Origin of the sequence: Streptomyces sp. 8N706, from assembly GCF_052245415.1 — a bacterium.
Taxonomy (GTDB): Bacteria; Actinomycetota; Actinomycetes; order Streptomycetales; family Streptomycetaceae; genus Streptomyces.
The window spans coordinates 1-24,429 of the sequence record NZ_JBQQBW010000030.1; the positions used below are offsets into that span (position 1 = coordinate 1).

Annotated in this window: 23 protein-coding genes; 7 read left to right on the plus strand and 16 right to left on the minus strand. The window is 72.0% G+C overall.

Features of this window, described 5'->3' with window-relative positions; genetic code table 11:
* The 4 genes from ACTWQE_RS13830 to ACTWQE_RS13845 form a co-directional block, all read right to left on the minus strand.
* On the minus strand, positions 1–1,616 hold a 1,616-nt coding region (locus ACTWQE_RS13830), incomplete at its 3' end, for an FtsX-like permease family protein (protein WP_443329214.1).
* A 4-nt stretch (positions 1,617–1,620) separates the two neighbouring features.
* Complete coding sequence (locus ACTWQE_RS13835) at positions 1,621–2,475, minus strand: ABC transporter ATP-binding protein (RefSeq protein WP_443329215.1); 855 nt, start codon at positions 2,473–2,475, stop codon at positions 1,621–1,623.
* Positions 2,472–2,780 (minus strand): SHOCT domain-containing protein, encoded by a 309-nt coding sequence (locus ACTWQE_RS13840; protein ID WP_443329216.1) that lies wholly within the window; start codon positions 2,778–2,780, stop codon positions 2,472–2,474. The genes ACTWQE_RS13835 and ACTWQE_RS13840 overlap by 4 nt, the downstream gene beginning before the upstream one ends.
* Positions 2,781–3,126: 346 nt before the next feature.
* On the minus strand, positions 3,127–4,347 hold the full coding sequence (locus tag ACTWQE_RS13845) for an ROK family protein (RefSeq protein WP_443329275.1): 1,221 nt from the start codon (positions 4,345–4,347) through the stop codon (positions 3,127–3,129).
* A 23-nt stretch (positions 4,348–4,370) separates the two neighbouring features.
* Here ACTWQE_RS13845 and ACTWQE_RS13850 point away from each other — a divergent pair, with 23 nt between their 5' ends.
* Positions 4,371–5,600 carry an MFS transporter gene (locus ACTWQE_RS13850; RefSeq protein WP_443329217.1) on the plus strand — a complete coding sequence of 410 codons (1,230 nt, stop codon included), beginning with the start codon at positions 4,371–4,373 and terminating at the stop codon, positions 5,598–5,600.
* A 192-nt stretch (positions 5,601–5,792) separates the two neighbouring features.
* Here the strand turns inward: ACTWQE_RS13850 and ACTWQE_RS13855 are convergent, their stop codons facing one another.
* The gene (locus ACTWQE_RS13855; RefSeq protein ID WP_443329218.1) at positions 5,793–6,200 is read right to left on the minus strand and encodes a MarR family transcriptional regulator; all 408 of its coding nucleotides are present in this window, start codon (positions 6,198–6,200) and stop codon (positions 5,793–5,795) included.
* An 86-nt stretch (positions 6,201–6,286) separates the two neighbouring features.
* Between ACTWQE_RS13855 and ACTWQE_RS13860 the strand changes: the two genes are divergently transcribed.
* Positions 6,287–7,774 carry an MFS transporter gene (locus ACTWQE_RS13860; RefSeq protein WP_443329219.1) on the plus strand — a complete coding sequence of 496 codons (1,488 nt, stop codon included), beginning with the start codon at positions 6,287–6,289 and terminating at the stop codon, positions 7,772–7,774.
* A 57-nt stretch (positions 7,775–7,831) separates the two neighbouring features.
* Complete coding sequence (locus ACTWQE_RS13865) at positions 7,832–8,092, plus strand: DUF6332 family protein (RefSeq protein WP_443329220.1); 261 nt, start codon at positions 7,832–7,834, stop codon at positions 8,090–8,092.
* Here ACTWQE_RS13865 and ACTWQE_RS13870 read toward each other — a convergent pair.
* From ACTWQE_RS13870 to ACTWQE_RS13885, 4 genes are all read right to left on the minus strand, one after another.
* A complete protein-coding gene (locus ACTWQE_RS13870) occupies positions 8,053–8,718 on the minus strand; it encodes a response regulator (RefSeq protein WP_443329221.1) in 666 nt (221 codons plus the stop codon). The two genes, ACTWQE_RS13865 and ACTWQE_RS13870, sit on opposite strands and share 40 nt — an antisense overlap.
* Positions 8,715–9,998, minus strand: a complete 1,284-nt coding sequence (locus tag ACTWQE_RS13875) for a sensor histidine kinase (protein ID WP_443329222.1) — start codon at positions 9,996–9,998, stop codon at positions 8,715–8,717. The genes ACTWQE_RS13870 and ACTWQE_RS13875 overlap by 4 nt, the downstream gene beginning before the upstream one ends.
* 169 nt (positions 9,999–10,167) lie before the next feature.
* Entirely contained in the window at positions 10,168–10,683 is a 516-nt protein-coding gene (locus ACTWQE_RS13880; RefSeq protein ID WP_443329223.1) for a GNAT family N-acetyltransferase, read from the minus strand.
* Between the two features lie 77 nt (positions 10,684–10,760).
* Positions 10,761–11,357: a helix-turn-helix domain-containing protein gene (locus ACTWQE_RS13885; RefSeq protein WP_443329224.1), complete on the minus strand. Its 597-nt coding sequence runs from the start codon at positions 11,355–11,357 to the stop codon at positions 10,761–10,763.
* A 161-nt stretch (positions 11,358–11,518) separates the two neighbouring features.
* On the opposite strand from ACTWQE_RS13885, the gene ACTWQE_RS13890 reads away from it, so the two are divergent.
* The gene (locus ACTWQE_RS13890) at positions 11,519–11,965 is read left to right on the plus strand and encodes a nitroreductase family deazaflavin-dependent oxidoreductase (RefSeq protein ID WP_443329225.1); all 447 of its coding nucleotides are present in this window, start codon (positions 11,519–11,521) and stop codon (positions 11,963–11,965) included.
* Here the strand turns inward: ACTWQE_RS13890 and ACTWQE_RS13895 are convergent.
* Positions 11,949–13,247, minus strand: coding sequence for a geranylgeranyl reductase family protein (locus tag ACTWQE_RS13895; protein WP_443329226.1), 1,299 nt, complete (start codon positions 13,245–13,247; stop codon positions 11,949–11,951). The genes ACTWQE_RS13890 and ACTWQE_RS13895 overlap by 17 nt on opposite strands.
* Before the next feature lie 207 nt (positions 13,248–13,454).
* Between ACTWQE_RS13895 and ACTWQE_RS13900 the strand changes: the two genes are divergently transcribed.
* Together ACTWQE_RS13900 and ACTWQE_RS13905 are read left to right on the plus strand one after the other, a co-directional pair.
* Positions 13,455–14,828, plus strand: coding sequence for a dipeptidase (locus ACTWQE_RS13900; RefSeq protein WP_443329227.1), 1,374 nt, complete (start codon positions 13,455–13,457; stop codon positions 14,826–14,828).
* 109 nt (positions 14,829–14,937) lie between these two features.
* On the plus strand, positions 14,938–15,708 hold the full coding sequence (locus tag ACTWQE_RS13905) for an MBL fold metallo-hydrolase (protein WP_443329228.1): 771 nt from the start codon (positions 14,938–14,940) through the stop codon (positions 15,706–15,708).
* Here ACTWQE_RS13905 and ACTWQE_RS13910 read toward each other — a convergent pair.
* From ACTWQE_RS13910 to ACTWQE_RS13930, 5 genes are all read right to left on the minus strand, one after another.
* A complete protein-coding gene (locus tag ACTWQE_RS13910) occupies positions 15,649–16,686 on the minus strand; it encodes an NUDIX hydrolase (protein ID WP_443329229.1) in 1,038 nt (345 codons plus the stop codon). The genes ACTWQE_RS13905 and ACTWQE_RS13910 overlap by 60 nt on opposite strands.
* 90 nt (positions 16,687–16,776) lie before the next feature.
* Complete coding sequence (locus tag ACTWQE_RS13915; protein WP_443329230.1) at positions 16,777–17,667, minus strand: carbohydrate ABC transporter permease; 891 nt, start codon at positions 17,665–17,667, stop codon at positions 16,777–16,779.
* A complete protein-coding gene (locus ACTWQE_RS13920) occupies positions 17,664–18,578 on the minus strand; it encodes a carbohydrate ABC transporter permease (RefSeq protein ID WP_443329231.1) in 915 nt (304 codons plus the stop codon). The genes ACTWQE_RS13915 and ACTWQE_RS13920 overlap by 4 nt, the downstream gene beginning before the upstream one ends.
* A gap of 25 nt (positions 18,579–18,603) precedes the next feature.
* Positions 18,604–19,905: an ABC transporter substrate-binding protein gene (locus ACTWQE_RS13925; protein ID WP_443329232.1), complete on the minus strand. Its 1,302-nt coding sequence runs from the start codon at positions 19,903–19,905 to the stop codon at positions 18,604–18,606.
* Between the two features lie 347 nt (positions 19,906–20,252).
* A complete protein-coding gene (locus tag ACTWQE_RS13930) occupies positions 20,253–21,278 on the minus strand; it encodes an ROK family protein (RefSeq protein WP_443329233.1) in 1,026 nt (341 codons plus the stop codon).
* 118 nt (positions 21,279–21,396) lie between these two features.
* Here ACTWQE_RS13930 and ACTWQE_RS13935 point away from each other — a divergent pair, with 118 nt between their 5' ends.
* Complete coding sequence (locus ACTWQE_RS13935; protein WP_443329234.1) at positions 21,397–22,443, plus strand: LacI family DNA-binding transcriptional regulator; 1,047 nt, start codon at positions 21,397–21,399, stop codon at positions 22,441–22,443.
* A 23-nt stretch (positions 22,444–22,466) separates the two neighbouring features.
* Here the strand turns inward: ACTWQE_RS13935 and ACTWQE_RS13940 are convergent, their stop codons facing one another.
* Entirely contained in the window at positions 22,467–24,332 is a 1,866-nt protein-coding gene (locus ACTWQE_RS13940; protein ID WP_443329235.1) for a protein kinase domain-containing protein, read from the minus strand.
* Between the last annotated feature and the right edge of the window lie 97 nt (positions 24,333–24,429).

Below are 24,429 nucleotides of genomic sequence, written 5' to 3' on the forward strand. Positions count from 1 at the left end.
ACCGCGACATCACCGGCGAAGGCCCGCGAGACGGTCTGATCCATCGTCGCCTTCAGCGAGGCGCCGAAGACGGTGAAGAGGGAGACCACCGCGACACCGATCATCAACGCGGTGGCGGTGGCGGCCGTCCGCTTGGGGCTGCGCAGGGCGTTGCGCAGCGCCAGTGAGCCATTGACTCCGCGGAGACGGGCGAGCGGAGCCCCCAGGATCCGTACGGCGCGGGTGGACGCGACCGGCCCGAGCACCACGAACGCGCCCAGGGTGAGCGCCGCTCCGGCCGCGGTCGGCACGATCGACCGACCGGAGGCGACGCCGAACACGGTCAGTCCGGCACCGGCGGCGAGGGCCAGGAGGTCCGTGACCGCCCGGGCCCGGGAAGCGCCGGTGCCGTCGACGGCCGTCTCGCGCAGGGCGGCCAGCGGCGCCGTCCGGCCTGCCCGCAGGGCAGGCAGCAGGGCCGAGCCGAGGCAGACCACGACGCCGACGGCGAGCGGCAGCAGCAGCGAGACCGCGCCGATGACGAGCCCGCTCTCGGGGAAGGGGAATCCGACCGCGGGGAAGAGTGCCTGCAGACCGGCCGCGACACCGATGCCGCCGAGCAGCCCGGCGAGCGAGGCGAGGACCGCGACGACCGCCGCCTCGGCGAAGGTGGCGGCGGCCACCTGGCGGCGGGACGCCCCCAGGGCCCGGAGCAGCGCGTTCTCCCGAGTGCGCTGGGCGACGACGATCGCGAACGTGTTGTGGATGCTGAAGACCGCCACGACCAGGGCGATCCCCGCGAAGACCAGCAGCAGGGTGGTGAACAGGGTGAGGAACTGACCGGTCACCAGATCGAGGTTCTCCTCGGTCGATTCCTGTCCGGTGATGGCCTCGGCGCCCTGCGGCAGCACCGGTTCGATGGCATCGACGAGCTGCTGCTGGCCGATGCCCGGATCCGCGCGCACCTGAAGGCTCGCGGCCCGGCCGGGCTCGAGGGCGAGATACCTCTCCGCGTCCGCGAGCGTCATCCCGGTGAAGGTCACCTTCCCCATACCGTCCTCGCCGCCGAAGGTGGCCAGTCCGACGACCGTCACCGTCATCGGGTCGGGCGTACGGAGCACGGTCCGGTCGCCGATGTCCAGCCCACCGGCCTTCGCCGCCCCGCGGTTGATCACGACCTCGCCGGATGCGCGCGGCTCGTGGCCCTCGGCGACGCGGTACGGGTTGAGCCGGGGATCGTCGATCCAGTTCCCCGCCAGGGTGGGCGGGCCCTGCCCGCCCACCGGCTTTCCGTCGCCGCCGACGAGTTGGCCCGCGCCCTGGACGACCGGCACCGCGGCGGCGACGCCCGGCACCTTCTCGATCCTGTCGGCGAGGGAGCCGGCGATGGGCTGCCGGGTGCCCTGGCCCTCACCGGGAACCGTGATGACGTCGGCGCTGCGCACGACCGCGTCGGTGCCCTTCGCGGCGTTGCCGAACATGGTGTCGAAGCCTGCGCGCAGCGTGTCGCCCATCACGAGCGTGCCGCAGAGGAAGGCGACGCCGAGCAGCACGGCCACGAAGGTGCCGGCGAAGCGACGTTTGTGGGCGCGCAGCGAGGCGTAGCTGATGCGCAGAGGGGCGCGGACGGTGCTCATGTCGTCACCGGACCGGCTTCGTGGTCGACGGCCCGGAGGCCGGGCGCTCCTCGGCGCGGGCCGCCGAGTCCGCCGTATCCGGCAGGAAGCGCTGCATCCGGTCGAGTACGCGCTCCGCGGTCGGCCGTGCCATCCGGTCGACGAGGCGGCCGTCGGCGAGGAAGACGACCTCGTCGGCGTGGGCCGCGGCGACCGGGTCGTGGCTCACCATGACGACGGTGCGGCCCATGTCGCGTACGGCGCGGCCGAGCAGGCGCAGGACCTCCTCACCGGAGCGGGAGTCGAGGTTGCCGGTCGGCTCGTCGGCGAAGACGACATCGGGGCGCCCGGCGAAGGCACGGGCGACGGCGACGCGCTGCTGCTGGCCGCCGGAGAGCTCACTGGGCCGGTGGTGCAACCGGTCCCGCAGGCCGACGACATCGATGAGGGCATCGGTCCACTCCCGGTCGTCCCGCCGCCCGGAGAGATCCTGGGGAAGCGTGATGTTCTCGGCGACCGTCAGGGTCGGTACGAGGTTGAAGGACTGGAAGACGAAACCGATGCGCTCACGGCGCAGCAGGGTGAGCCTACGGTCGTCGAGGCTGCTCAGATCGGTGCCCGCGATGAAGGCGGACCCGGAGGTGAGGGTGTCGAGACCGGCCGCGCAGTGCATCAGGGTGGACTTGCCGGACCCGGACGGGCCCATGATCGCGGTGAAGCGGCCGACGGGGAAGTCGACGCTCACCCCGTCCAGGGCCCGCACCGGGGTGTCGCCCGTGCCGTAGACCTTGACGGCGTCGACGACACGGGCGGCGATCGCGGAGGCATGCTGGGGGGCCGGAGCGGGGGCGTGCCGGGGGGCCGGGGTGGGTGCGGTCATGCCGCACCGCCCTTGTGACGGCCGAACTCCTCGTCCAGGACGGAGAGCCGGCGCCAGTACTCGTCCTCGTCGATCTCCCCGGCGGCGAACCGGCGGCCGAGCAGATACAGCGGCGAGTTCTCGTCGTGCGTCGCGGGGCGCGGCTGCCACGGGGCGCGGCCACGGCCGGGGAAACGCCCGCGCCAGACCGTGCGGCGGAGCAGGATGACGACGCCGGCCACGGCGAGCGCCCAGATCAGGGGGAAGAAGAGGATCCACGGGCCGGGCCCGCCGCCGTCGTAGGCGATGTTCGCCAGGGTGTCCATGGTGGTTCAGCTCCTCGGTAGCGGTGTCGTGCTCACTGCCGAGAATCGCCGCGGAGGGGGCCCACGTCGTCGTACGCCTGTCGGCTCCTGCACTACCTCCCGGGGAGTAGGGCGGTCGCGGAGCTGCCGCCGGGACGCGTACGACGGGGCAGGGTTCACGGCTCCTGGGAGTGCCCGGCCACGGCTCGGGAGTGCCCGGGGCTTCCGCGTACCGCTCTCGGCGCAATTCCCCCGCCTGCGGCTCCGGTCGGAGAGCCTCAGCGCCGAAGGCGGCGGGCCACCGGGCAGGGACGTCCGAGGCCGCGGCGGGGAGTCCTGGTGACAGGCGCAGGCGCGAGGCCCGCGGTTACGCGCCGAGCGCCGCCAGCGGGTCGTCGAGCACCGGCTGCCAGGCCAGCTCCGCCGCGCCCACCAGACTGTTGTGCTCCAGCGTGCACGCCAGGATGGGGACGCCCCCGCTCCGCCCCCACAGACTCCGGTCGGCGACCACGGCACGCAGCCGCTCCGGGTCCGCCTCGAGCAACTCGCGGTGGAGTCCGCCGAGGATGATCCGGTCCGGGTTGAGGATGTTCACGAGCCCGGCGAGGCCGAGGCCCAGACGGTCGGTGAGCATCTCGGCGGCGGTCCGTACGGACGCGTCCTCGTACTCCGTGCGGAGCAGGTCGCGGGCCTGCTGAAGCAGCGACGGCTCGGGGCCGGGGGCACGGCCCGCGGCTGTGAGGAAGGCGAGCGGATCGGCTTCCACATCGAGGCAGCCCCGGCTTCCGCAGTAACAGGCCCGGCCCTCCGGATTGACCGTCAGATGGCCGACCTCGAGCGCGAGGCCCGCACTGCCGCTGTGCAGCCGTCCGTCGAGCACGAGGGCGCCGCCGACCCCCCGGTGGCCCGTGGCCACGCACAGGAGGTCCCGCGCGCCGCGGCCCGCTCCGTGCCGGTGTTCGGCGAGCGCGGCGAGGTTGACGTCATTGCCCGTGAAGGCGGTGATGCCGCTGTCCGCCGCGCCGAGGATGCCCGCCTCCCGTACTCGCTCGGTGAAGACGTCGCGTACGGGGGCGCCCGCGGGCCAGGCGAGATGCAACGGGTTGAGGGCGGTCCCCTCCGGTTCCGCGACGGCCGACGGCACGGCGAGGCCCGCGCCGAGGCAGCGTCGGCCACTGGCGCGCAGCAGTTCCGCGCCGGCGTCGACGACCGCGCTGAGGACGTGCACGGGGTCCGCGGGCACGGTCATGCAGCCGGGGGTGGTGGCGACGATCCGTCCCCCGAGGCCGACCAGGGCGGCACGGAAGCCGTCGGCGTGCACCTGGGCGGCGAGCACGACCGGCCCGGCGGGATCGACCGCCAGCCGGTGCGAGGGGCGGCCCTGCGAACCGGCGGCGGCGCCCGGCCGGGAGTCGACCTGGATCAGTCCGAGCGTCTCGAGTTCGGCGGCGACGGCGCCCGCGGTGGCGCGGGTCACGCCCAGCTCCGCGGTCAGCACGGCGCGGGTGGGCGCGCGGCCGGTGTGTACGAGCTCCAGGGCCGGTCCGAGGGCACTACGGCCTCTCTCCAGGCGTGTTGTCCGAGTCAGGGTCACACCTCTATTCTGACTTTGTGCCGAGCCTAAACAAAATACGGACGGCCCTTCCGGGGGGACAGCGCGGCGACACCGCGGATCCTGCCCTGAACCGCCTCCGTACCGCCCTGACCGCATTCTTCGCCCTCGACGGATTTCTGTTCGCCGGCTGGGTCGTCCGCATCCCCGCGATCAAACAGCAGACCGCCGCCTCCACGGGCGACCTCGGGCTGGCTCTGCTGGGGGTCTCGGCGGGCGCGGTGGCGACCATGATGGTCACCGGACGGCTGTGCGCCCGCTTCGGCAACCACCCGGTCACCGTCGCCACCGGCCTGCTGCTCTCGCTCAGCATCGCGCTGCCCCCGCTCACCGGCTCCGCGCTCGCCCTCGGGCTGGTCCTGCTCGTCTTCGGAGCGGCGTACGGCGCGATCAACGTGGCCATGAACAGCGCTGCTGTCGATCTGGTCGCCGCGCTGCGACGGCCCGTCATGCCGAGCTTCCACGCCGCCTTCAGCCTCGGCGGCATGCTCGGCGCGGGCCTCGGCGGCCTGCTGGCGGGCCATCTCTCCCCCACCCGCCATCTGTTGCTGCTCACCCTCGCCGGCCTCCTGCTCACGGCTGCCGCGGGCCGCACGCTGCTCGCGCACCCGGCGCCGCGCAGGAAGCGGCGGGAGAACCGGAGCGAGGCACCCTCCGGCGGACGCCTCTCGGGCCCTCACCGCCGGTTGGTCGCCGTCTTCGGTCTCATCGCCCTGTGCACGGCGTACGGGGAGGGTGCGCTGGCCGACTGGGGCGCACTCCATCTCGAACAGGACCTGGGCGCACACCCCGGGGTGGCCGCCGCGGGGTACTCCGTCTTCGCGCTCACCATGACCGTGGGACGACTCACCGGCTCCGCGGTCCTCGAACGGCTCGGCCAGACACGGGCGTTGGTCGCGGGCGGAGCGATGGCCGCGGCGGGCATGCTGCTCGGCGCCCTCGCGCCGTCCGTATGGCTCGCGCTCGCGGGGTTCGCGGTCACGGGCCTCGGGCTGGCCAACATCTTCCCCGTCGCCATCGGGCGAGCGGGGGCACTGGCCGGACCGAGCGGGGTCGCCGCCGCGTCCACGCTCGGATACGGCGGGATGCTGCTCGGTCCGCCGGCCATCGGCTTCCTCGCGGACGGCTTCTCGCTGCCCGTCGCGCTCACCACGGTGGCGCTGCTCTCCGGGGTGGCGGCGGTCGTCGCCTACGCCGTCCGGGGCGCGGGCCGGACGGTCGGCGACTGAGCGCGCGGGAGGGGGGCCGAGGTTCCTGACGGCGCCCGGGTACTGACCGCGGACCGTCCGGCGCCGAGTACCCAAACTCCGGGCGGTGGCCGACCGCTGGGAGGTACCGCACTCCGGACGCCAGGCCATCGGCACGGACCCTCGGGACTGGCGCTCCCGACTGACCCTCGGAGATCGCCCGGACCTGGAGCCTCAGGCGCCGGTGTGCCGCTCGGCCAGCATGCGAGCGAGAACGGCACGCTGCAGCGGCAGCACCTCGGCGTGCCGCGCACGACCCTCGTCGGTTAGGACGACGCGCACGCCGCGCCGGTCCTCGCTGCACATGTCGCGCTGCACCAGACCGTCCTTCTCCAGCCGGCCGATGAGCCGGGAGAGCGCGCTCTGACTGAGATGGACGCGGTCGGCGAGTTCCTGGACACGATAGGAGCAGCCGCCGTCCTCCCCGCTGCCCTCGGCGAGCACGTCGAGGACCTCGAAGTCACTGGCGCCGATGCCGTGCCGATGCAGCTCACGGTCGAGTTCGCACACGGTGTGCGCGTGGACGGCGAGGATGTCCCGCCACTCCTCCACGATCACTCGCTCGGCCTTCTTGGCTGCCATGCCCGTACCGTACCAGAAATCACCCCTTCGTTGCACAGGAATTAAATGCGCTTGCATTCAATGCGTGTGCATGTAGTGTGGTCCGTATGACCTCTCCGTCCCCTCTTCCCGCCCCGCAGACGCAGTGGAGCCCACGCCTCTGGGGCACCCTGCTCGTGCTCTGCGCGGCGATGTTCCTCGACGCGCTCGATGTGTCGATGGTCGGTGTCGCCCTGCCGTCCATCGCCGACGATCTCGATCTGTCCACCGCGTCCCTGCAGTGGGTCGTCAGCGGCTACATCCTCGGTTACGGCGGCCTGCTGCTGCTCGGTGGCCGGGCGGCGGACCTTCTCGGCCGCCGCCGGGTCTTCCTCGTCGCCCTCGCGGTGTTCGCGGTGGCGTCCCTGTTCGGGGGGCTCGTGGACTCCGGTCCGCTGCTGATCGCCAGCCGCTTCGTCAAGGGCCTCAGCGCCGCGTTCACCGCCCCCGCCGGCCTCTCGATCATCACCACGACCTTCGCCGAAGGCCCGGTGCGCAACCGTGCGTTGAGCATCTACACCACCTGCGCGGCCACCGGGTTCTCCATGGGGCTGGTGCTCTCAGGCCTGCTCACCGAGGTCAGCTGGCGGCTGACCATGCTGCTGCCCGTGCCCGTCGCGCTGGTGGCGTTGCTCGTGGGCGTCACCCTGATCCCGAAGAGCCCCCGGGACGGCGGCAGGCGCAGCTACGACGTGCCCGGTGCGCTCACCGGCACGGCGGCGATGCTGCTCCTCGTCTTCACGGTCGTCCAGGCTCCCGAGACCGGCTGGGGCACGCCCCGCACGCTGCTGTCCTTCCTCGCCGTGGCCGCGCTGCTCACCCTCTTCGTCATCATTGAGCAGCGGACCGCGCACCCGTTGATCCGTCTCGGACTGCTGCGCTCCGGGAGCCAGATACGGGTGAATCTCGGCGCCGCCGCCTTCTTCGGCTCCTACGTCGCATTCCAGTTCCTCGTCACCCAGTACATGCAGTCGCTGCTGGGCTGGACCGCCTTGCAGACGGCGCTGGCCTTCCTGCCCGCCGGTGCGCTGGTGGCCCTGTCCTCCACGAAAATCGGCGGAATCGTCGACCGGTTCGGCACCCCGCGGGTCATCGCGACCGGCTTCGCCCTGCTCGTGGTCGCCTACACCCTCTTCCTGCGGATCAGCCTGACCCCGCAGTACGCAGTGGTGATCCTGCCGTCGATGCTGCTGCTCGGCGCCGCCTGCGCACTCGTCTTCCCGTCGCTCAACATCCAGGCCACCAACGGCGTGGAGGACCATGAGCAGGGGATGGTGTCGGGCCTGCTGAACTCATCGATCCAGATAGGCGGCGCGATCTTCCTGGCCGTCATCACCGCGGTGGTGACCTCGGACGGCGCGGGAGGCGGCTCCCCGCAGCAGGTGCTCGACAGCTTCCGGCCGGGTCTGGTCGTGGTCACGGTCATAGCGCTCGCCGGACTGCTGATCACCCTCGGCGGGCTGCGGAGCAGGCCGCCGCATCAGACCATCGTGGTGGCGAAGTCCGTTCGGCCGGAGGCCGACGCGGAGCGCGTGACGGCCCACGACGGCAGCTGACCACCGGCCGTGTCGCCCGCGGTCTGCCGCCGCCACGGGGAGTGGCAGACTGCGGGCATGCCCCGCTCCCGTACTCAGGCCGAACGCGACGCGAAGACCGTCGAGATGATGTTCGCCCTCGTCACCGGTGCGGCGCTCGCGGCCGTGCTCTTCCTGGCTGTGGCGAGTCCTGCGCTGCTGGGAGAGCTACCCCGCCGCGAGGAGGAACCGCTGCTCGAGGCGGCCGCGGTCACGGCCGCTGCGGGCGGCCTGATACGGGTGGTGCGGGTGCTGCGGCGTCAGCCGAGCCAGCCGGGGCGGACCAAGCCCGACTCGTAGGCGAGGACGACCAGTTGGGCGCGGTCTCGGGCACCCAGTTTCACCATGGTCCGGCTCACATGCGTCTTGGCCGTGAGCGGGCTGACGACCAGACGGCGAGCGATCTCCTCGTTGGACATCCCGATCCCCACCAGAGCCATGACCTCCCGTTCCCGCTCGGTGAGCCCGCTCAGCCCCTCTGCCGCCGCGGGCTGCTTCGAGCGCGCCGCGAACTCCGCGATCAGGCGCCGTGTCACCCCCGGTGAGAGCAGCGCGTGGCCGTCCACCACGGCGCGTACGGCGCGCAGCAGTTCCTCCGGCTCGGTGTCCTTCACCAGGAATCCGGAAGCTCCGGAGCGGATGGCTTCGAAGACGTACTCGTCCAGCTCGAAGGTGGTGAGCATGACGACCTTCACCTGCTCCAGCGCCGGCTCCTCGCTGATCCGGCGGGTGGCCGCCAGGCCGTCCAGCTCCGGCATGCGGATGTCCATCAGCACGATGTCCGGACGGAGTTCGCGCACGAGCGCCAGAGCTTGGCCACCGTCCGCGGCCTCGCCGACGACCTCGATGTCGGGCTGGGCGTCGAGCAGCGCGCGGAAGCCGGCCCGGACCAGCAGCTGGTCGTCGGCGAGCAGTACGCGGATCACGGAGTCTCCCTTTCCGGAGCGGGGGCCACGGTCGGCGGGGCCGGGTCCCCGGCCACCGTAGCCGCCGCTCCGAGGGGGATGCGGGCAAGGACGCGGAACCCCCCGTCGGGGCGCGGGCCCGCCTGGAGGGTGCCACCGAGCGCCGCGGCTCGCTCCCGCATTCCGACCAGGCCGTTCCCACCGCCGCTGTCTCCACCCGCCGTCACCGGGCCGTCGTCGTCCACCCGGATCTCCAGCTGCCGTGGTTCATGGCTCAGCAGAACCCTGGCCGTGCGCGAGCCGGAGTGGCGCACGACGTTGGTCAGGGCCTCCTGCACGATCCGGAAGGCGGCGAGATCGACACCGGCCGGCAGCTCGGTCCGTACGCCTTCGGTCGTCACATCCACCGTCAGCCCTGCGCCGGACGCCTGCTCCGTCAGCTCGGGCAGCCTGGCCAGCCCCGGGGCGGGGGAGCGCGGGGCGTCGCCGGGTGTGCGCAGGGTGTCGAGGACCTGCCGGACCTCGCCGAGCGCCTCCTTGCTGGCCGCCTTGATGGTGGTCAACGCGGTACGGGCCTGCTCCGGTTGCTGGTCGAGGAGCGCCAGACCGACGCCTGCCTGGATGTTGATGACCGAGATGCTGTGGGCCAGGACGTCGTGCAGCTCGCGAGCGATCCGCAGCCGCTCCTCGTCGGCGCGGCGGCGCTCGGCCTCCTCCCGTTCGGCCCGCTCACGGGCCGTCCGCTCACGGCGGACCCGGGCCAGCTCCGAACCGGCGACGATCGCGACCGCCCAGGCGGCGATGACCCCTTCCTGGTCCCATGGCGCCGGGCCGTCATCGCCCGGCGGCAGCCAGCGGTAGAGCCAGTGGGCGATGAGCAGATGGCCTGCCCAGAGCATCACCAGCGCGGACCAGGCGGCCGGGCGGTGACCGGCGACGATGGCGGTGAAGCAGGCGATGACGACACTGAACAGGATCGGGCCGAGCGGGTACCCGGCACCGAGATACAGCATCGCCGCGGCGGACGCGCCGAAGACCGCGACCCGCGGATATCGATGGCGTACGAGCAGCACGGCCGGGCCGATGAGCAGCAGAACGCGGGCGAAGGTGTCGAGCGGCGCCCGGTCCGGCTGTTTCTGCCCCGCGAAGTGGGACCCCGCCATCTGGACGACGGCCACCGCGACCGAGACGGCGAGGACGGGGAGCCAGGACAGCCGTCCGGCAGGCAGCCCCCGCCATCGCTGCCACACCCGCCCGTCGTACGCCCCGCCCTCCGCCTCCGGCGCCCGTCCCTCGGTCATACGGGCAACGCTAGACCGGGCCGGGTCCGTGCGGCGTCAACCGGGCGTGGTGATCACGCCTACTCCCCGCGGAGTACGCCGCCCCGCTCGGTACTGCGCCACCTCCCCGCGGAATGCCTGCCGCCGCGTATCGCATGGGCCCCGCCCGGGCTCGGTGCCCGGACGGGACTCACGTGAGCTGTTTGTAGAAGAAACAGCAGTCCTTCGGGGTGCCGGCCGGGTCGGTGGCGTAGTCGGGGACGACGCCGTAGCGGGTCCAGCCGGCGGTGCGATAGAGGCGCTCGGCGGCGCTGCCGGTCTCGGTGTCCAGGAGCAGGAGCGTGGCTCCTGCTCCGGCGGCGGCCTGTTCGGCGGTGGTGAGGAGTGCGCGGCCCAACCCCCGGCCACGGGCGTCGCGGCGGACCATCAGCTTGACGATCTCAGCGCGGTGCCGGCCGTTGGGCTTGCGCTCGAGGACGAGGCTGACGGTTCCGGTGATGCCGTCGGGCCCGTGGGCCGCCCAGACGCGGAGGCTGCCGTCGTCGACAGCGGGCTGCCGGGTGTGCCACCAGGCCTCTGCCGCGCTCTGGTCGAAGGGGTCCAGAAAGCCGAGGGAGTCACCGGAGGCGACGGCATCGGCGAGAACATCGGCCAAGCCTTTCACGCTGTCGCGAAACTCGTCGGGAGACAGACGGAAGATGTCCATCGTGGCTCCTTCGCTCTCTGCGAGGTACGGGGGGTACGGGGGTACGGGGCCGGGGAGGCCGCGACGGTTCGTACCGCTCACGGCGGGACGATCACCAGGGCGTACCGGACCGGGTCGGGTCCCGGGCAGCGGAACCGCGAACGGTCCCACACCCGGAAACGCAGGCAGTCCCCTGCCCCGACCTCGTGCACACCACCGCCGACGGTGATCTCCAGTGCGCCCTCCAGGACCCAGATGTGCTGCTCCAGGCCGGGCACGGGCGGCCCGTCGTAGGAAATGTCCGCGCCCGGCCGCAGGGTGCCCTCGACGATCTCGCAGCGCAGCCCGGGGTGGGGTGGCGACACCGACCGCCGGCTGAAGCCCGAGGTCGCGTCCCGCCACACCACCTGCCGGTCGGCCCGCACCAGTTGCGGGGGCTCCGACTCCACCTCGGCCAGCAGCTGCGACATGGTCCGCTCGTACACCGAGCACAGTCGGCCGAGCAACGCCGCCGTCGGGCTGATCTCCGCCCGCTCCAGCCGCGACAGCGTCGAACGGCTCACCCCGGTGCGCCGCGCCAGCTCATCCAGTGACCAGCCGTGCTCCACGCGCAGCGTGGCGAGCCGGCCCGCCAAGCGGGCCTCGAGTGGCTCCGGGCCCGGCTTCTGAGCTCCTCGCCCCTCGCTGTCTCTCATATGCGAGAAGATATCCCAGATATGGGAGGCGGACATGGGGTTCCGCACAAACAAGCGCGTCCGCGGGGCTGCACACAGAGTTCACGGCGAGGCCCGGTGCGAGGCGAGGGGATGATGCACTCACAACGTGAGCAGCGCTCCCACCATCCGCGGAGGTCACGATGGCGCATTACCTCAAGCCCGGCCCGCTCGGCACCCGCTTCAACGCCGCCGTCGGCTGGCTCGCCCGCCACGGCATCAGCATCTTCGGATCGGCCGAGCTCGCCGTACTCGGCCGTACGAGCGGCGAGTGGCGGCGTATCCCCGTCAACCCGCTGGACGTCGAGGGCAGCCAGTACCTGGTCTCCGCGCGCGGCCACTCCCAGTGGGTCCGCAATCTGCGGGCGGCGGGCGGCGGCGAACTGCGGGTGGGCCGCAGAGTCCGCCGCTTCACAGCCGTGGAGCTCCCCGACGGCGACGCCAAGGCCGTCGTCCTGCGCGTCTATCTCAAGCGCTGGGGCTTCGAAGTGGGAACGTTCTTCGGCGAGATCAATGCCAAGTCCTCCGACGAGGAAATCCTCCGGGCCGCCCCCAGGCACCCGGTCTTCCGCATCACAACGGCCGAGTGACCTCGGCCTGATCTGCTTCACCCGGCCCGGCTGCCGCCTCCCCGGCTCCGGCCCCTCCGGCCCCGGTCCGGCCGGGCTCGATGCGATCCAGGGCCATCAGGGCCCGCCGCGCCATCGGACGGGTCCGTACGATCTCGGCGAGCGTCGTACCGCCACGGGTGATCTTCGCAAAGGCGTTCCAGGCCGGGCGGAATCCGGTGATCGCCGCGTGCAGCAGCCCCGGCCGCCGCTCGAAGACGGCCAGCATCCTGCGCCCGACGCCCATCTCGACGCCGAGCCCCGCCTTGATGGCGAAGGCGTAGTTGAGGGCCTGGCGGCGGGCGTCCACGCCGTCGTGCGCCTCCGCGACCCGTACCGCCCACTCCCCCGCGAGCCGCCCCGAGCGCAGTGCGAAGGAGATGCCCTCACGGGTCCAGGGCTCCAGCAGCCCCGCCGCGTCGCCGCACACCAGCACCCGGCCCCGTGAGAGCGGCGAGTCGTGCGCCCGGCAGCGGGTCAGATGGCCGGAGGAGATGCTCGGTTCGAATCCGGCGAGTCCGAGACGGTCGATGAAGTCCTGGAGGTAGCGCTTGGTCCCCGCTCCGTCGCCCCGCGCTGAGATCACCCCGACCGTCAGGGTGTCGCCCTTGGGGAACACCCAGCCGTAACTGCCCGGCATCGGCCCCCAGTCGATGAGCACCCGCCCCGCCCAGTCCTCCGCGACGGTCTCCGGGACCGGGATCTCCGCCTCCAGACCCAGGTCGATCTGGTCGAGCTTCACCCCGACATGGGCGCCGATCCGGCCGGCGCTGCCGTCCGCGCCGACGACCGCGCGCGCCGGCACGATCTCCCCGTCGCTCAGCACCACGGCGACGGTGCGCCGGTCGGGCACGGACGGCCCGTGCTGTTCGACCCGCGAGACGGCGACGCCCGTGCGCAGCCGGGCTCCGGCGGCCTGCGCGGCGGCCACCAGGCCCTGGTCGAACTCCGGCCGGTTGATCAGGCCGAAGAGCATGTGCCGGGAGCGGCGGGTGCGCGCGAGCCGGCCGTTGAGCGAGAAGGTCACGGCGTGCACCCGGTCCCGCAGCGGCAGCTCGAAACCGGGCGGCAGAGCGTCGCGCGACGGGCCGATGATCCCGCCGCCACAGGTCTTGTAGCGGGGCAGCTCCGCCTTCTCCAGCAGGAGCACCCGGCGCCCGGCGACAGCCGCGGCGTACGCCGCCGAGGCGCCCGCCGGGCCGGCCCCGACGACCACCACGTCCCACACCGGGTCGTTTCCCTGTTCCGCGTTCTCGCTGCTCACCTGTGCTTCTGCTCCTGCTCGGCCTGGAGTCCCGCCTGCGGAGCCCCGAGGAGGCTCCGGCTACCGCTCGCATCCTACGGCTCATGGTCACCGAGGCTCACTGTGGGAGGATCGGCAGCGTATGCGCAGTACGGACCCCACGTATGCGTGGTATGGACCCACCCCTGGACGTACCGTCGAACGCCGCACTGACAAGGAGGGCTGCCCATGGAGCCGACCGCGGTCGCCCCGCTCGCCGAATCCGTCGCCTCACTGCTGCCCCGCGCCCGGGCGGAGCTGGCCGAGCTCGTCGGCTTCCCCTCGGTGGCCGACCCCGCGCAGTTTCCCAGGAGCGAGTGCGAGGCGGCGGCCGGCTGGGTCGCCGAGGCGCTCCGCGGCGAGGGATTCCAGGACGTCGCCCTCCTCGACACCCCGGACGGCACCCAGTCCGTCTACGGCCATCTGCCGGGCCCCGCGGGTGCGCCGACCGTCCTGCTCTACGCGCACTACGACGTCCAGCCGCCGCTCGACGAAGCCGCCTGGCTCTCGCCGCCCTTCGAGCTCACCGAGCGCGACGGCCGGTGGTACGGGCGCGGCGCCGCCGACTGCAAGGGCGGCCTGATCATGCACCTGACCGCATTGCGCGCCCTCAAGGCGAACGGCGGCATCCCGGTCGGTGTCAAGGTGATCGTGGAGGGCTCGGAGGAGCAGGGCACGGGCGGCCTGGAGCAGTACGCCGAGGCGCACCCCGGACTACTCGCCGCGGACACCATCGTCATCGGCGACGCGGGGAACTTCCGGGCCGGCCTCCCCACGGTCACCGCCACACTGCGGGGTATGACGCTTCTCCGCGTCCAGGTGGATACCCTCGAAGGCAACCTGCACTCCGGCCAGTTCGGCGGCGCCGCCCCCGACGCGCTCGCCGCGCTGATCCGCGTCCTCGACTCCCTCCGGGCGGAGGACGGCTCGACGACCGTCGACGGGCTCAGCTCCGACGAGCGGTGGGAGGGCCTGCAGTATCCGGAGGAAGACTTCCGCAAGGACGCGAAGGTCCTCGACGGCGTGGGGCTGATCGGCTCCGGGACGGTCGCCGACCGTATCTGGGCGCGGCCGGCGGTGACCGTGCTCGGCATCGACTGCCCGCCGGTCGTGGGCGCCACCCTGTCCGTACAGGCGAGCGCCCGCGCCCTGGTCAGCCTGCGGGTTCCCCCGGGCACCGACGCTGCGGTGGCCACCAAGCTCCTCACCGCGCATCTGGAGGCGAAGGCTCCGTGGGGGGCGCGGATCACGGTCGAGCAGACCGGTCAGGGCCAGCCGTTCCGCGCCGACACCGGCAGCCCGGCGTACACCGCGATGGCGGCGGCCATGCGGGCGGCCTATCCCGGCGAGGAGATGCAGACCGTCGGCCACGGCGGCTCCATCCCGCTGTGCAACACCCTGGCCGCGCTCTACCCGGAGGCGGAGATCCTGCTGATCGGCCTGAGCGAGCCGGAGGCGCGGATCCACGCGGTGAACGAGAGTGTCTCCCCGCAGGAGCTGGAGCGGCTGTCCCTCGCGGAGGCCGTGTTCCTGGCCGACTACGCCGCTTCCCGAACGGGATGACGGCGCCCCGCTCTCGCAGCTGACCGTTTGTCGCAGGTGACCGTGGGCGGCGAGTACGCCCCTGGCGAAGCGTCCGCCGGTCCCCGCCCACCCCGCCTACGGTCGCGGCATGGATGTCATCGACGTGTTTCCGCGGCTGCAGATGTTCCGTTTCCGCATCGGCCAGGCGTATCTGTGGCGCGACGGGCCGGAGTTGACGCTCATCGACGCCGGCACCGTCGGCGAGGGCCCGGCGATCGCGGCGGCGATCCGCGATCTCGGCCATCGCCCCGAGGACGTCCGGCGCGTCGTCCTCACCCACTGGCACCCGGACCACGCCGGCTCCGCCGCGGAGGTCGCCGCGTGGGCCGGAGCCGAGGTGCTGGCGCACCGGCTGGACGCGCCGGTGGTGCGCGGCGAGGTGCCGGGCCCGCCGCCCGTGCTCCTGGACTGGGAACGGCCGTTGTGGGAGCACGCCATGACCGTGCCTCCGGCACCGCCGACGCATGTCGACCGGGATCTGGCGGACGGTGATGTGCTCGACTTCGGAGGCGGGGCGCACGTGGTGGGCGCTCCCGGCCACACCGGCGGCAGCATCGGGATCCATCTGCCGGAGCACGGCGTACTGTTCACGGGCGACAGCGTGGCCAACGTCGGGCAGTTGATGCTGGGCACCTTCAACGTGGACCGGGCCCGGGCCCTGGAGTCGTACGGGCGGCTGGCCGCGCTCGGCGCCGACACGGCCTGTTTCGGGCATGGAGACCCGTTGGTCGGCGGCGCCGCGCGCGCCCTGCGCGAGTCGGCCGAAAGGGAAGCCGCAGAAGCCGCGCGCCCTACGCCCTCAGCCGACCGGGACTCCCGCCTCGAGGTTGAGAACCGTGGACCGCTCACGGGCGCGTAGGGCCCAGCGGAGCCGGTGGAAACGCGCCTCCGGCAGCAGCTCCTCGGCCTCCGTCTCACTGACGAAGCGCCAGCCGCGCAGCTCGGCGCCCGGCAGCAGCACCCGCTCGGCCGAGCTGCTGCCGAGGCGCCCCCCGTCGAAGAGGAGGCGCAGCCCCCCGAACGCCGGAGGCCGGGGCGGCTCCCAGTCGACGAGCAACAGGCCCGGCACACGGTCGAGTTCTATGCCGATCTCCTCGGCCACCTCGCGCATCGCCGCGCGGGCCGGGGGCTCACCGCGTTCGACGACTCCGCCGGGGAACTCCCAGCCGGGCTTGTAGGTGGGGTCCACCAGCAGCACACGGTCCTGCTCGTCGAAGAGAAGCACCCCGGCGGCCAGCGTCTCGGCGGTGGGCTCGGGGGTCTGTACGATCTCGCAGGCCCCGGCGGCGCCGGTGCGTATCGCCTCGGCGATCCGCTCGGCGGTCTCACGAGGGGTGAGCGAGCCGTTGTCGACGACATGGGCGTCGGCGGTGAGCCAGGGCAGCGCCTGGCGGTACGGCGTCAGGTGATCCCGGGGTGTCCGCCGCGTGGCCGCACGGCGTCCGGGGCCGTCCTCGCACTCCTCCCTGGCCATGATCCGTTGCTGCAGGATCGTTTCGTCAGGAGCCAGCAGCACATGCCGGACGGGAATGCGGCGCGAGGCCAGCCCACCGAAGATCTCGTCGCGGTAGTCCTGGCGGAGCACCGTCATGGGGATGACCAGAACCCCGCCCACCTCCGCCAGCAGGGCTGCCGCGGCGTCGACGACCAGCCGCCGCCAGACCGGCAGATCCTGGTGGTCGCTCACCTCGTTCAGCCGCTTCTTCGGGAGCAGATGCGAGACCGCGCCACTGATCGCCGCGGGGTCGTAGAAGGTGCTGCCCGGGATCAGGTCGGTCAGTTCATGAGCCGTACTGGTCTTTCCCGCACTCAACGCCCCATTGATCCAGACGATCACGTTTCCCCCTCATCCGTAGCCCTCTGTGGGTTGCCCGCTACACCTTGCCACGGAAACGCCCGGCGGCAAGGTGGCCCGCCAGGCCATCGATCACCCCTTGCCGGCGCCGAGGGCGAGCCCCGCGATGAACTGCCGCTGGAGGACCAGGAAGACCAGGACGGTGGGCAGCGCGACGATGACCGAGCCCGCCGCCAGCAGGTTGTAGTCGGTGAAGAACTGGCCGCGGAGGTTGTTCAGCGCCGAGGTCACCGGGAGCTTGTCACCGTCGGAGACGAAGACCAGCGCCCAGAGGAAGTCGTTGTACATCCAAGTGAATTCGAGCGTGCCGAGGGCCGCCAGGGCGGGACGGCACAGCGGCAGGGTGATGCGCCAGTACTGCGTCCACACCCCGGCTCCGTCGACCACGGCAGCCTCCAGGATCTCGTACGGCAGGGCCCGCATGAAGTTGGCGAGGACGAAGACGCAGAAGCCGAGCTGGAAGGCGACCTGCACGGCGATGACGGCCCAGTACGAGTCGTACATCGTCATCGACTCGGACATCCAGTACGGCAGCGGGAGCCGGTTGAAGAGGACGTAGAGCGGGGTGACGACGACCTGCTGGGGCAGCAGGTTGCCCGCGGTGAAGAGCATCAGGAGCGCGATGCCGCCGCGCATCCGCACACGGGCGACCGCGAACGCCACGAAGGAGGCGAGAAAGAGCGTCAGCAGTACACCGGGGACGGCGATGAGGAGCGAGTTGGCGAAGTACCTGCCCATCCCCGCCTCGCCGAACGCCTGGAGGTAGTAGTCGAACGACAGCCTCCGGGGCAGCGAGAAGTAGCCGTGCTCGGCGGTCTCCTCGTACGGCCGCAGGGAGGCGTACACGGCCAGCAGCAACGGCGCGAGGAACCCCAGCGAGACGGCCGTCAGAAAGGCGTGCGTACCGAGCCGCCGAGGGTGGGTGCGCCGCCGGGGACGTACGGACACGGGGGCGGCGCTCATGCTCTCCTCTCCCTTCGGAGCTCCTGCAGCACATGGATGACGAGGAAGGACAGGGAGACGGTGAGCAGGATGACGGCGATGGCCGAGCCGAAGCCGATCCGGCTCGCCTCACCGATGATGTTGTCGGTCACCAGCACGGAGAGCAGTTCGAGACCGTTTCTGCCGTGGTTGACGGCGTAGACGATGTCGAAGGCGCGCAGGGCCTCGATGACGGTGACGGCGCCGACGATGACGTTCACCGGCCGCAGTGTGGGCAGCACGACCCGGAAGAAGGTCTGGGTCCGGCTCGCCCCGTCGATGGCCGCGGCCTCCTTGAGCGAGCTGTCCACCGCCTTCAGACCGGCGAGGTAGAGGACCATCACATAGCCCGTGTGCCGCCAGCCGGCGGCCAGCAGGACCACCCAGATGTTGAGGCCGGGATCGCCCAGCCAGTCGGTGGGACGGTCCTGATGGCCGAGCATCGCGTTGAGTGCCCCCTGGTCACGGGAGAAGACCAGCTGGGCGATGAATCCGACGAGGGCCAGGGAGAGCACCACCGGCATGTAGAGGGTCGACTGGTAGAAGCGGCTGAAGCGGACGCCTTGGTCGATCAGGACGGCGAGGAGGAGCCCGAACGGAGTGGCCACCAGTCCGAGGAAGCCCAGCCACAGCAGGTTGTTGCGCACAGCCGGCCAGAACTGCGGGTAGTCGGTGAAGAGGGTCCGGTAGTTCCGGCCTCCCACCCAGGTGATGTCGCCGATGCCGTCCCAGCTGGTGAAGGACAGGGCGACGGAGGCCACGGTCGGGCCCCAGATGAGTGCGATGTCCAGCAGGACGGGTATACCCAGCAGCACGCCGAGGACGGCGAGGTCACGGCGGGTGAAGCGCCGCGGACCCCCTCGTCCGGCGGGCCTCGCGGTCCGGAGCGGCACGACGGATGACTCCTCGTCTCGGGGATTACGCGGCGAAGATGTCCTTCTTCTGCCTCTCGATGTCCTTGAGCAGCCCGTCGATGTCGTCGGGGTTGTGGATGAACTCCTGGATGGCCCGGATCATCACGGTCGAGGCGAAGTCCGGCCGGGTGTCACGGTCCATGAACTGCGATATCTGCCGGGCACCGGCGACGAGTTCAACGGCCTTCTTCTGCAGGACGTTGTACGCACCGGTGTCCGCGCCGTCATGGACGGCGACAATGGTGGGGTCGCTCTCCACATAGACCTCCTCGGCCTCCGGTGTGGCCAGAGATCTGAGCAGATCCCTCGCCCCACCCGTATTCCGGGCCTTCCCTGCCATGAGAAAGCCGTCCACGGGTGCCTCGACGGCGTCCTGACCGTACTCCGGGTCTATTTCCGGGAAGGGGAAGAAGTCGAGGTCCTCCCGCTCGGCCTCGCTGAACTGCTGCCCGGGGTGCGGCAGTCCGAGGACGGCCATCCCCGCCTTCCTCCGCTGGAGGGACTGGGCGGCCTCCTGCCAGGTACGGCCGTTGGCGCCCTTCTGGTGGTACGGCATGAGCCCACGCCACAGATCGAAGACCTGCTTCACACGGGGACTGGTCCAGGACTCCTCACCCCTCATCAACGCGGTGTGGAAGTCATAGCCGTTGGCGCGCAGATCGAGATAGTCGAACGTCCCCATGGCCGGCCAGCCGTCCTTGTCACCGAAGGCGAACGGCACCAGGCCGTCCTTGTCCATCTTCCGGGCGAGAGCACGGTATGCGTCAAAGGTCCTGGGGACCTCGTACCCCCTGTCCTGGAAGACGCTCTTCCGATGGAAGACAGCCCACGGATAGTAGTAGTACGGCACGAGGTACTGCTTGCCGTCCTCCCCGGTCGACTGCTTCTTCAGAGCGCCCGAAAAGCCGTCGAAGCCCTCCCAGAGATCGCTGATGTCGCTGAGCAGACCCTTCTTGGCGAAGAACTGCATCCGGTACCCGGCGAACCACATGAAGACGTCGTCCGGGCTCCCTTGCAGATACCGGTTGATGTTCTCCTGAAAGGAGTTGTGGTCGACGGTGTTGACCCGCACCGTCTTTCCGCTCTTCTTCTCGTAGGCGTCGAAGGCACGGGCGAACGCCTTGCGGGGGATGGCGTCGGAGGCGTTGGAGCCCAGGGTGATCGTCCGCCCGTCGCCGCCGGGTCCGCTGCCGCAGGCCGAGAGCAACGCCGGGAGCGAGACACCGGCTGCCGTTCCTCCTCGCAGAAGAGTGCGACGGGATATCCGATGTCCTGCCACCGGACGACTGAACGAATACTGCGCCATGTCCCCCTCCTCAGGGGTGCAACCGAACACAACCGAACGCGGGTGGTGGGGATATCGCTCCGCACAGAAAGGCGACCGTCAAGGGGTCTGGCGCCCCATGGGACAACTGCTACCGCCTCTCTTCCACCACACGTCGACCGGACTGCCCTCAACGCTCGCAGAGATGACGCCATATCAGTCCTCGCGAGGACGGAGGCCCATGATGCGCCATGCTCCCTGCCCACACCTCCCGTCGAAGAGTAGGCGGAGCCCTGGCTGCGCTGCTGTGCGGGGCGGCTCTGTCCGCACCGGCGACGCTGCACCGGCGGAAACCGACGGCGCCCGGACACCCGGTCGCCCCCTTCGCGCTACGCGACCGACGGCCCCGGGGCCACCGTGGCCGGCCGCCCCGCTCCGGAGGCATCCCACGCCGCGGCCGCCGCGCCCACCAGGCCCGCGTCCGTGCCCATCCGGGCCGGCGCCACCCTCAGCCCCTGGACGAAGGAGAGCGTGGCGTAGTCCCGCAGAGCGCGCCGCAGCGGAGCGAAGAGAACGTCACCGGCCGCGGCCACTCCCCCGCCGATCACCGCCACTTCGATCTCCACGAGGGTGGCCGCCGCCGCGATCCCGGCGGCGAGAGCCTGTGCGGCCCGCTCGAACGACGCCCTGGCGACGGCGTCACCGGCTCGGGCCGCCCGCGCCACCGCGGCGGCGGTGGTGTCGCCGTCGGACCCGGGGCGCCAGCCGCGCTCCAGCGCGCGGCGGGCGATGTTCGGTCCGCTGGCTATGCGCTCCACACAGCCCCGCGCCCCGCACGGACACGGGTCCCCGTCCAGGTCCACGCTGATGTGCCCGAGGTGACCGGCGTTGCCGCTCGGCCCCGGGTGCAGTGTGCCCCCCAGCACAAGTCCGCCGCCGACGCCCGTCGAGACCACCATGCACAGGGCGTTGGCACAGCCGCGGGCGGCACCCAGCCAGTGCTCGGCGGCCGTCATCGCGACCCCGTCACCGATCAGAGCGACCGGAAGGCCACCGGCCACTGTGCCCGCCCCGCCGACGACCGACCCACCGGCGCCCGCCCCGCCGACGACCGACCTGACCCGGTCCACCAGCGGATAGTCCCGCCAGCCCGGCACATTGACCGGGCTGACGGTCCCGGCTGTCGCATCGACCGGCCCCGCGCTGCCGATGCCCACCGCGGTCACCCGGGCCCACCGCGCGTCGTCCGCGAGCTCTCCGAGCACCGCCGCCACGGCCGCCATGACGGTGTCGCCGTCCTCGTGGGCCGGAGTGGGCCGCTGGGCGCGGACGAGAAGCCGGCCGCCGCGGTCGACCAGGGCCCCGGCGATCTTGGTCCCACCGATGTCGAGGGCGGCGACGAGGTCGTTGTGCATCGGTGTCGTATCTCCTGGTGGGCGGCGGTTCCAGCGGTTCAGTCTCGCGAGTTTTGACAACGTTGTCCAGGCCTTATGCTCGTAGCCACCTGACCGTGGACGAACAGGATCCCGCACCGTGGCCGACATCGCCCCTCGCGCCGAGCGCCGCTATGGCACCCGGCCCACCATGAAGGACGTCGCCGCGCGCGCCGGCGTCGGCCTGAAAACGGTCTCGCGGGTGGTGAACGGCGAGCCGGGCGTCACGCCCGACACGGTCCGCAGGGTGCAGGAGGCGATCGACGCCCTCGGCTTCCGCCGTAACGACAGCGCCCGGATCCTGCGCAAGGGCCGTACCGCCAGCATCGGGCTCGTCCTCGAGGACCTGGCCGACCCCTTCTACGGTCCGCTGAGCCGTGCGGTGGAGGAGACCGCCCGCACCCACGGCGCGCTGCTGATCCATGGCTCCAGCGCCGAGGAGGCCGAGCGCGAGCAGGAGTTGGTGCTGGCCTTCTGCGCCCGCCGGGTGGACGGCCTCGTCATCGTTCCGGCCAGCGACGACCACCGTTATCTGGAGCCGGAGATCGCGGCCGGAGTGGCCACGGTGTTCGTGGACCGCCCGCCGGGCCGCATCGACGCCGATGTGGTGCTCTCCGACAGCTTCTCCGGCGCCCGCGACGGCGTCACCCATCTCATAGCCCACGGCCACCGCAGGATCGGCTTCATCGGCGACCAGCCGCGTATTCACACCGCCGTCGAGCGGCTGCGCGGATATCGCGCCGCCATGGCGGACGCCGGGCTCACCGTCGACGACGCCTGGGTGTCGCTCGGCTCCACCGAGCCGGAGCGCGTGCGATCCGCGGCCCTGGCCATGCTCGACGGGCCGGAGCCCGTCACCGCGTTCTTCTCCGGCAACAACCGGGTGACGGTCACCGTCGTCCGGGTCCTGAGCGGCCGGCCCCGGCCCGTCGCCCTCGTCGGCTTCGACGACTTCGAACTGGCCGACCTCCTCTCCCCCGGCGTCACCGTGGTCGCCCAGGATGCCGCCCAGTTGGGGCGCACAGCGGCCGAGCAGCTCTTCCGCAGGCTCGACGGCGCGGCGGACGAGCCTGCCCGGGTGGAACTCCCGACCCGGCTGATCACCCGGGGTTCCGGCGAACTCCCCCCGCCCGACGGGCTGGTCTGAGAAAGGCCCGCCGCGCCCGTCCCTCAGCAGACCGGCAGCCCGGGCACCGGCTGGTCGTTGTCCCCGCCCTTGATGTAGACGTCGCTGACCAGCACTCCCGTGTAGCCGCTGTCGTCGTCGGTCTTGGCCCACCAGGTGTTCGTCCACTGGCCGTACGTCTCCCTGCGGCCCTTGGTCTGGCAGTAGAAGTAGTTGGTGCCGGCGTTGAGTTTGCCGACCTTGGTGCCGGAGCTGTCGTAGGAGTCGGCGGTCCGCCACACGGTGCAGTTGTACTTGCCGTCGCCGATGCCATGGCATACCGGGGCGGGCGTGGACTCTCCTCCTCCCGTGGCGCCTCCGCCGCCGTCTCCACCGCCCGTGGACGTGGACCCGCCGCCCTGCTCGCCGGAAGTGCCGCCGTCGTCCGGCCCTGAGCCGTCGCCCTCGTCGCCGGAGTCCCCGCCCCCGGTCGTGGTCGTCCCGTCCCCGCCGGCGGGCTTCTCGTCGGGCGGCGCCGACGCCTTGCGCGAGGGAGCCGGGGACGTGGAGCGTTCCGCCTTCTCGCCCGCCGCCTTGCTCCCGTCCCGCTTTCCGTCCGTGGTGCCGGCGGGGGAGGAGGAGACACGGTCCGCGGCCGCCCCGTCGGACGTCCCGGACCCCGAGCCGATCATCATCGCGACCGTCGTCCCGGCAGTGGCCAGTAGGAGCGCCGCGCCCACGGCGGCCACGGCGAGACGGCCGCTGCGGCGCCCCTCCGAGCGCCGGTCGGAGCCACCGGTTACCAGCGGACCGTCCGCGGCGGGGCCCGCCGGGTGCGTCACCGGGACCGCTTGCGAGGCCGGGGGCTGAAGCGGCTCCGGCCGGCCCGGACTTGGCCGGCCCGGACTCGGCTGCCCTGAACTCGGCTGCACAGGCGACACCTGCCCATGGAGCTCCGGCGCCGGACCGAAGCCGAGGTTGTCGGGTGCGGTGGGCGACGGGCGCGTCCGGCGGGGCCCCGTACCGAGCCGCGTCGTGTCCGCCGCGCCCGGAGCCCTGCCCGCGCTCTCGTCCGCCCGGCCCGCCGCGACCGCTTCCAGCAGTTCCCGGGCGCGCTGTGCGTCGGGCCGCGCGGCCGGGTCCTTGGCCATCAGCTCGCGCAGCACCGGAGCCAGCGGTCCCGCACGCTGCGGCTCGGGCAGCGGATCGGTGACGATGGCGGTCAGCGTGGACCAGGCCGACGTACGGCGGAACGGCGACGAGCCCTCCACGGCGGCGTACAGCGTCGCGCCCAGCGACCATACGTCGGCCGCGGGCCCCGGCTCCTGCCCCCGGGCGCGTTCCGGAGCGAGATAGTCCAGCGAGCCGACGATGTCGCCACTGTTGGTGAGCCGTGTCGACGCGCCGTCGCCCGGCTCCTCCATCGTGGCGATGCCGAAGTCGGTGAGGACCACCCGCCCACTGCGGTCGAGCAGCACATTGGCCGGCTTGACATCGCGGTGGAGCACCCCCGCGCGGTGGGCCGCGTCCAGGGCGTCCATCACCTTGGCGCCGATGGCCGCTGCCTCGCGCGGATCGAGTACGCCCCGCTCGGTCAGTACGTCGTCCAGCGACGGGCCGTCGACGAGTTCCATCACGATGAGGGGGCGCCCCTCGTCGTCCGCGATGTCGTGCACCGCGATGACCCCGGGGTGCCTGATGCGGGCGGCTGCCCGCGCCTCGCGCTGCATCCGCAGCCGCAGATCAGCGAGTTCGGGGCCGGAGGAGTCGCTGTAGGTGCGCAGTTCCTTGACCGCCACCTCCCGGCCGAGCACCTCGTCCACGGCCTGGGACACCGTACCCATGCCGCCGCGGCCGAGCTGCCGCACCACCCGGTAGCGGCCCGCGAGCAGCCGCCCCTCGCCGTCCTTCCCGTACTCCCCCGAAGACACCGCTGCCCCGTTCCTCGTCACTCCGGACCGTTCCGGCTCCGGTGGACACCCTAAGGGGCGGCGGTGACGGGCCGTTCGGTCTCCCCGGAACACATTC

What these genes read in the sequence shown, in the direction of transcription:
- ACTWQE_RS13860 (WP_443329219.1), top strand. Translation starts at nt 6,287, where the DNA reads ATGACCTCTCCGTCCCCTCTTCCCGCCCCGCAGACGCAGTGGAGCCCA.
- ACTWQE_RS13890 (WP_443329225.1), top strand. Translation starts at nt 11,519, where the DNA reads ATGGCGCATTACCTCAAGCCCGGCCCGCTCGGCACCCGCTTCAACGCC.
- ACTWQE_RS13835 (WP_443329215.1), bottom strand. Translation starts at nt 2,475, where the DNA reads ATGACCGCACCCACCCCGGCCCCCCGGCACGCCCCCGCTCCGGCCCCC.
- ACTWQE_RS13925 (WP_443329232.1), bottom strand. Translation starts at nt 19,905, where the DNA reads ATGGCGCAGTATTCGTTCAGTCGTCCGGTGGCAGGACATCGGATATCC.
- ACTWQE_RS13930 (WP_443329233.1), bottom strand. Translation starts at nt 21,278, where the DNA reads ATGCACAACGACCTCGTCGCCGCCCTCGACATCGGTGGGACCAAGATC.
- ACTWQE_RS13885 (WP_443329224.1), bottom strand. Translation starts at nt 11,357, where the DNA reads ATGAGAGACAGCGAGGGGCGAGGAGCTCAGAAGCCGGGCCCGGAGCCA.
- ACTWQE_RS13855 (WP_443329218.1), bottom strand. Translation starts at nt 6,200, where the DNA reads ATGGCAGCCAAGAAGGCCGAGCGAGTGATCGTGGAGGAGTGGCGGGAC.
- ACTWQE_RS13840 (WP_443329216.1), bottom strand. Translation starts at nt 2,780, where the DNA reads ATGGACACCCTGGCGAACATCGCCTACGACGGCGGCGGGCCCGGCCCG.
- ACTWQE_RS13875 (WP_443329222.1), bottom strand. Translation starts at nt 9,998, where the DNA reads ATGACCGAGGGACGGGCGCCGGAGGCGGAGGGCGGGGCGTACGACGGG.
- ACTWQE_RS13900 (WP_443329227.1), top strand. Translation starts at nt 13,455, where the DNA reads ATGGAGCCGACCGCGGTCGCCCCGCTCGCCGAATCCGTCGCCTCACTG.
- ACTWQE_RS13880 (WP_443329223.1), bottom strand. Translation starts at nt 10,683, where the DNA reads ATGGACATCTTCCGTCTGTCTCCCGACGAGTTTCGCGACAGCGTGAAA.
- ACTWQE_RS13905 (WP_443329228.1), top strand. Translation starts at nt 14,938, where the DNA reads ATGGATGTCATCGACGTGTTTCCGCGGCTGCAGATGTTCCGTTTCCGC.
- ACTWQE_RS13915 (WP_443329230.1), bottom strand. Translation starts at nt 17,667, where the DNA reads ATGAGCGCCGCCCCCGTGTCCGTACGTCCCCGGCGGCGCACCCACCCT.
- ACTWQE_RS13865 (WP_443329220.1), top strand. Translation starts at nt 7,832, where the DNA reads ATGCCCCGCTCCCGTACTCAGGCCGAACGCGACGCGAAGACCGTCGAG.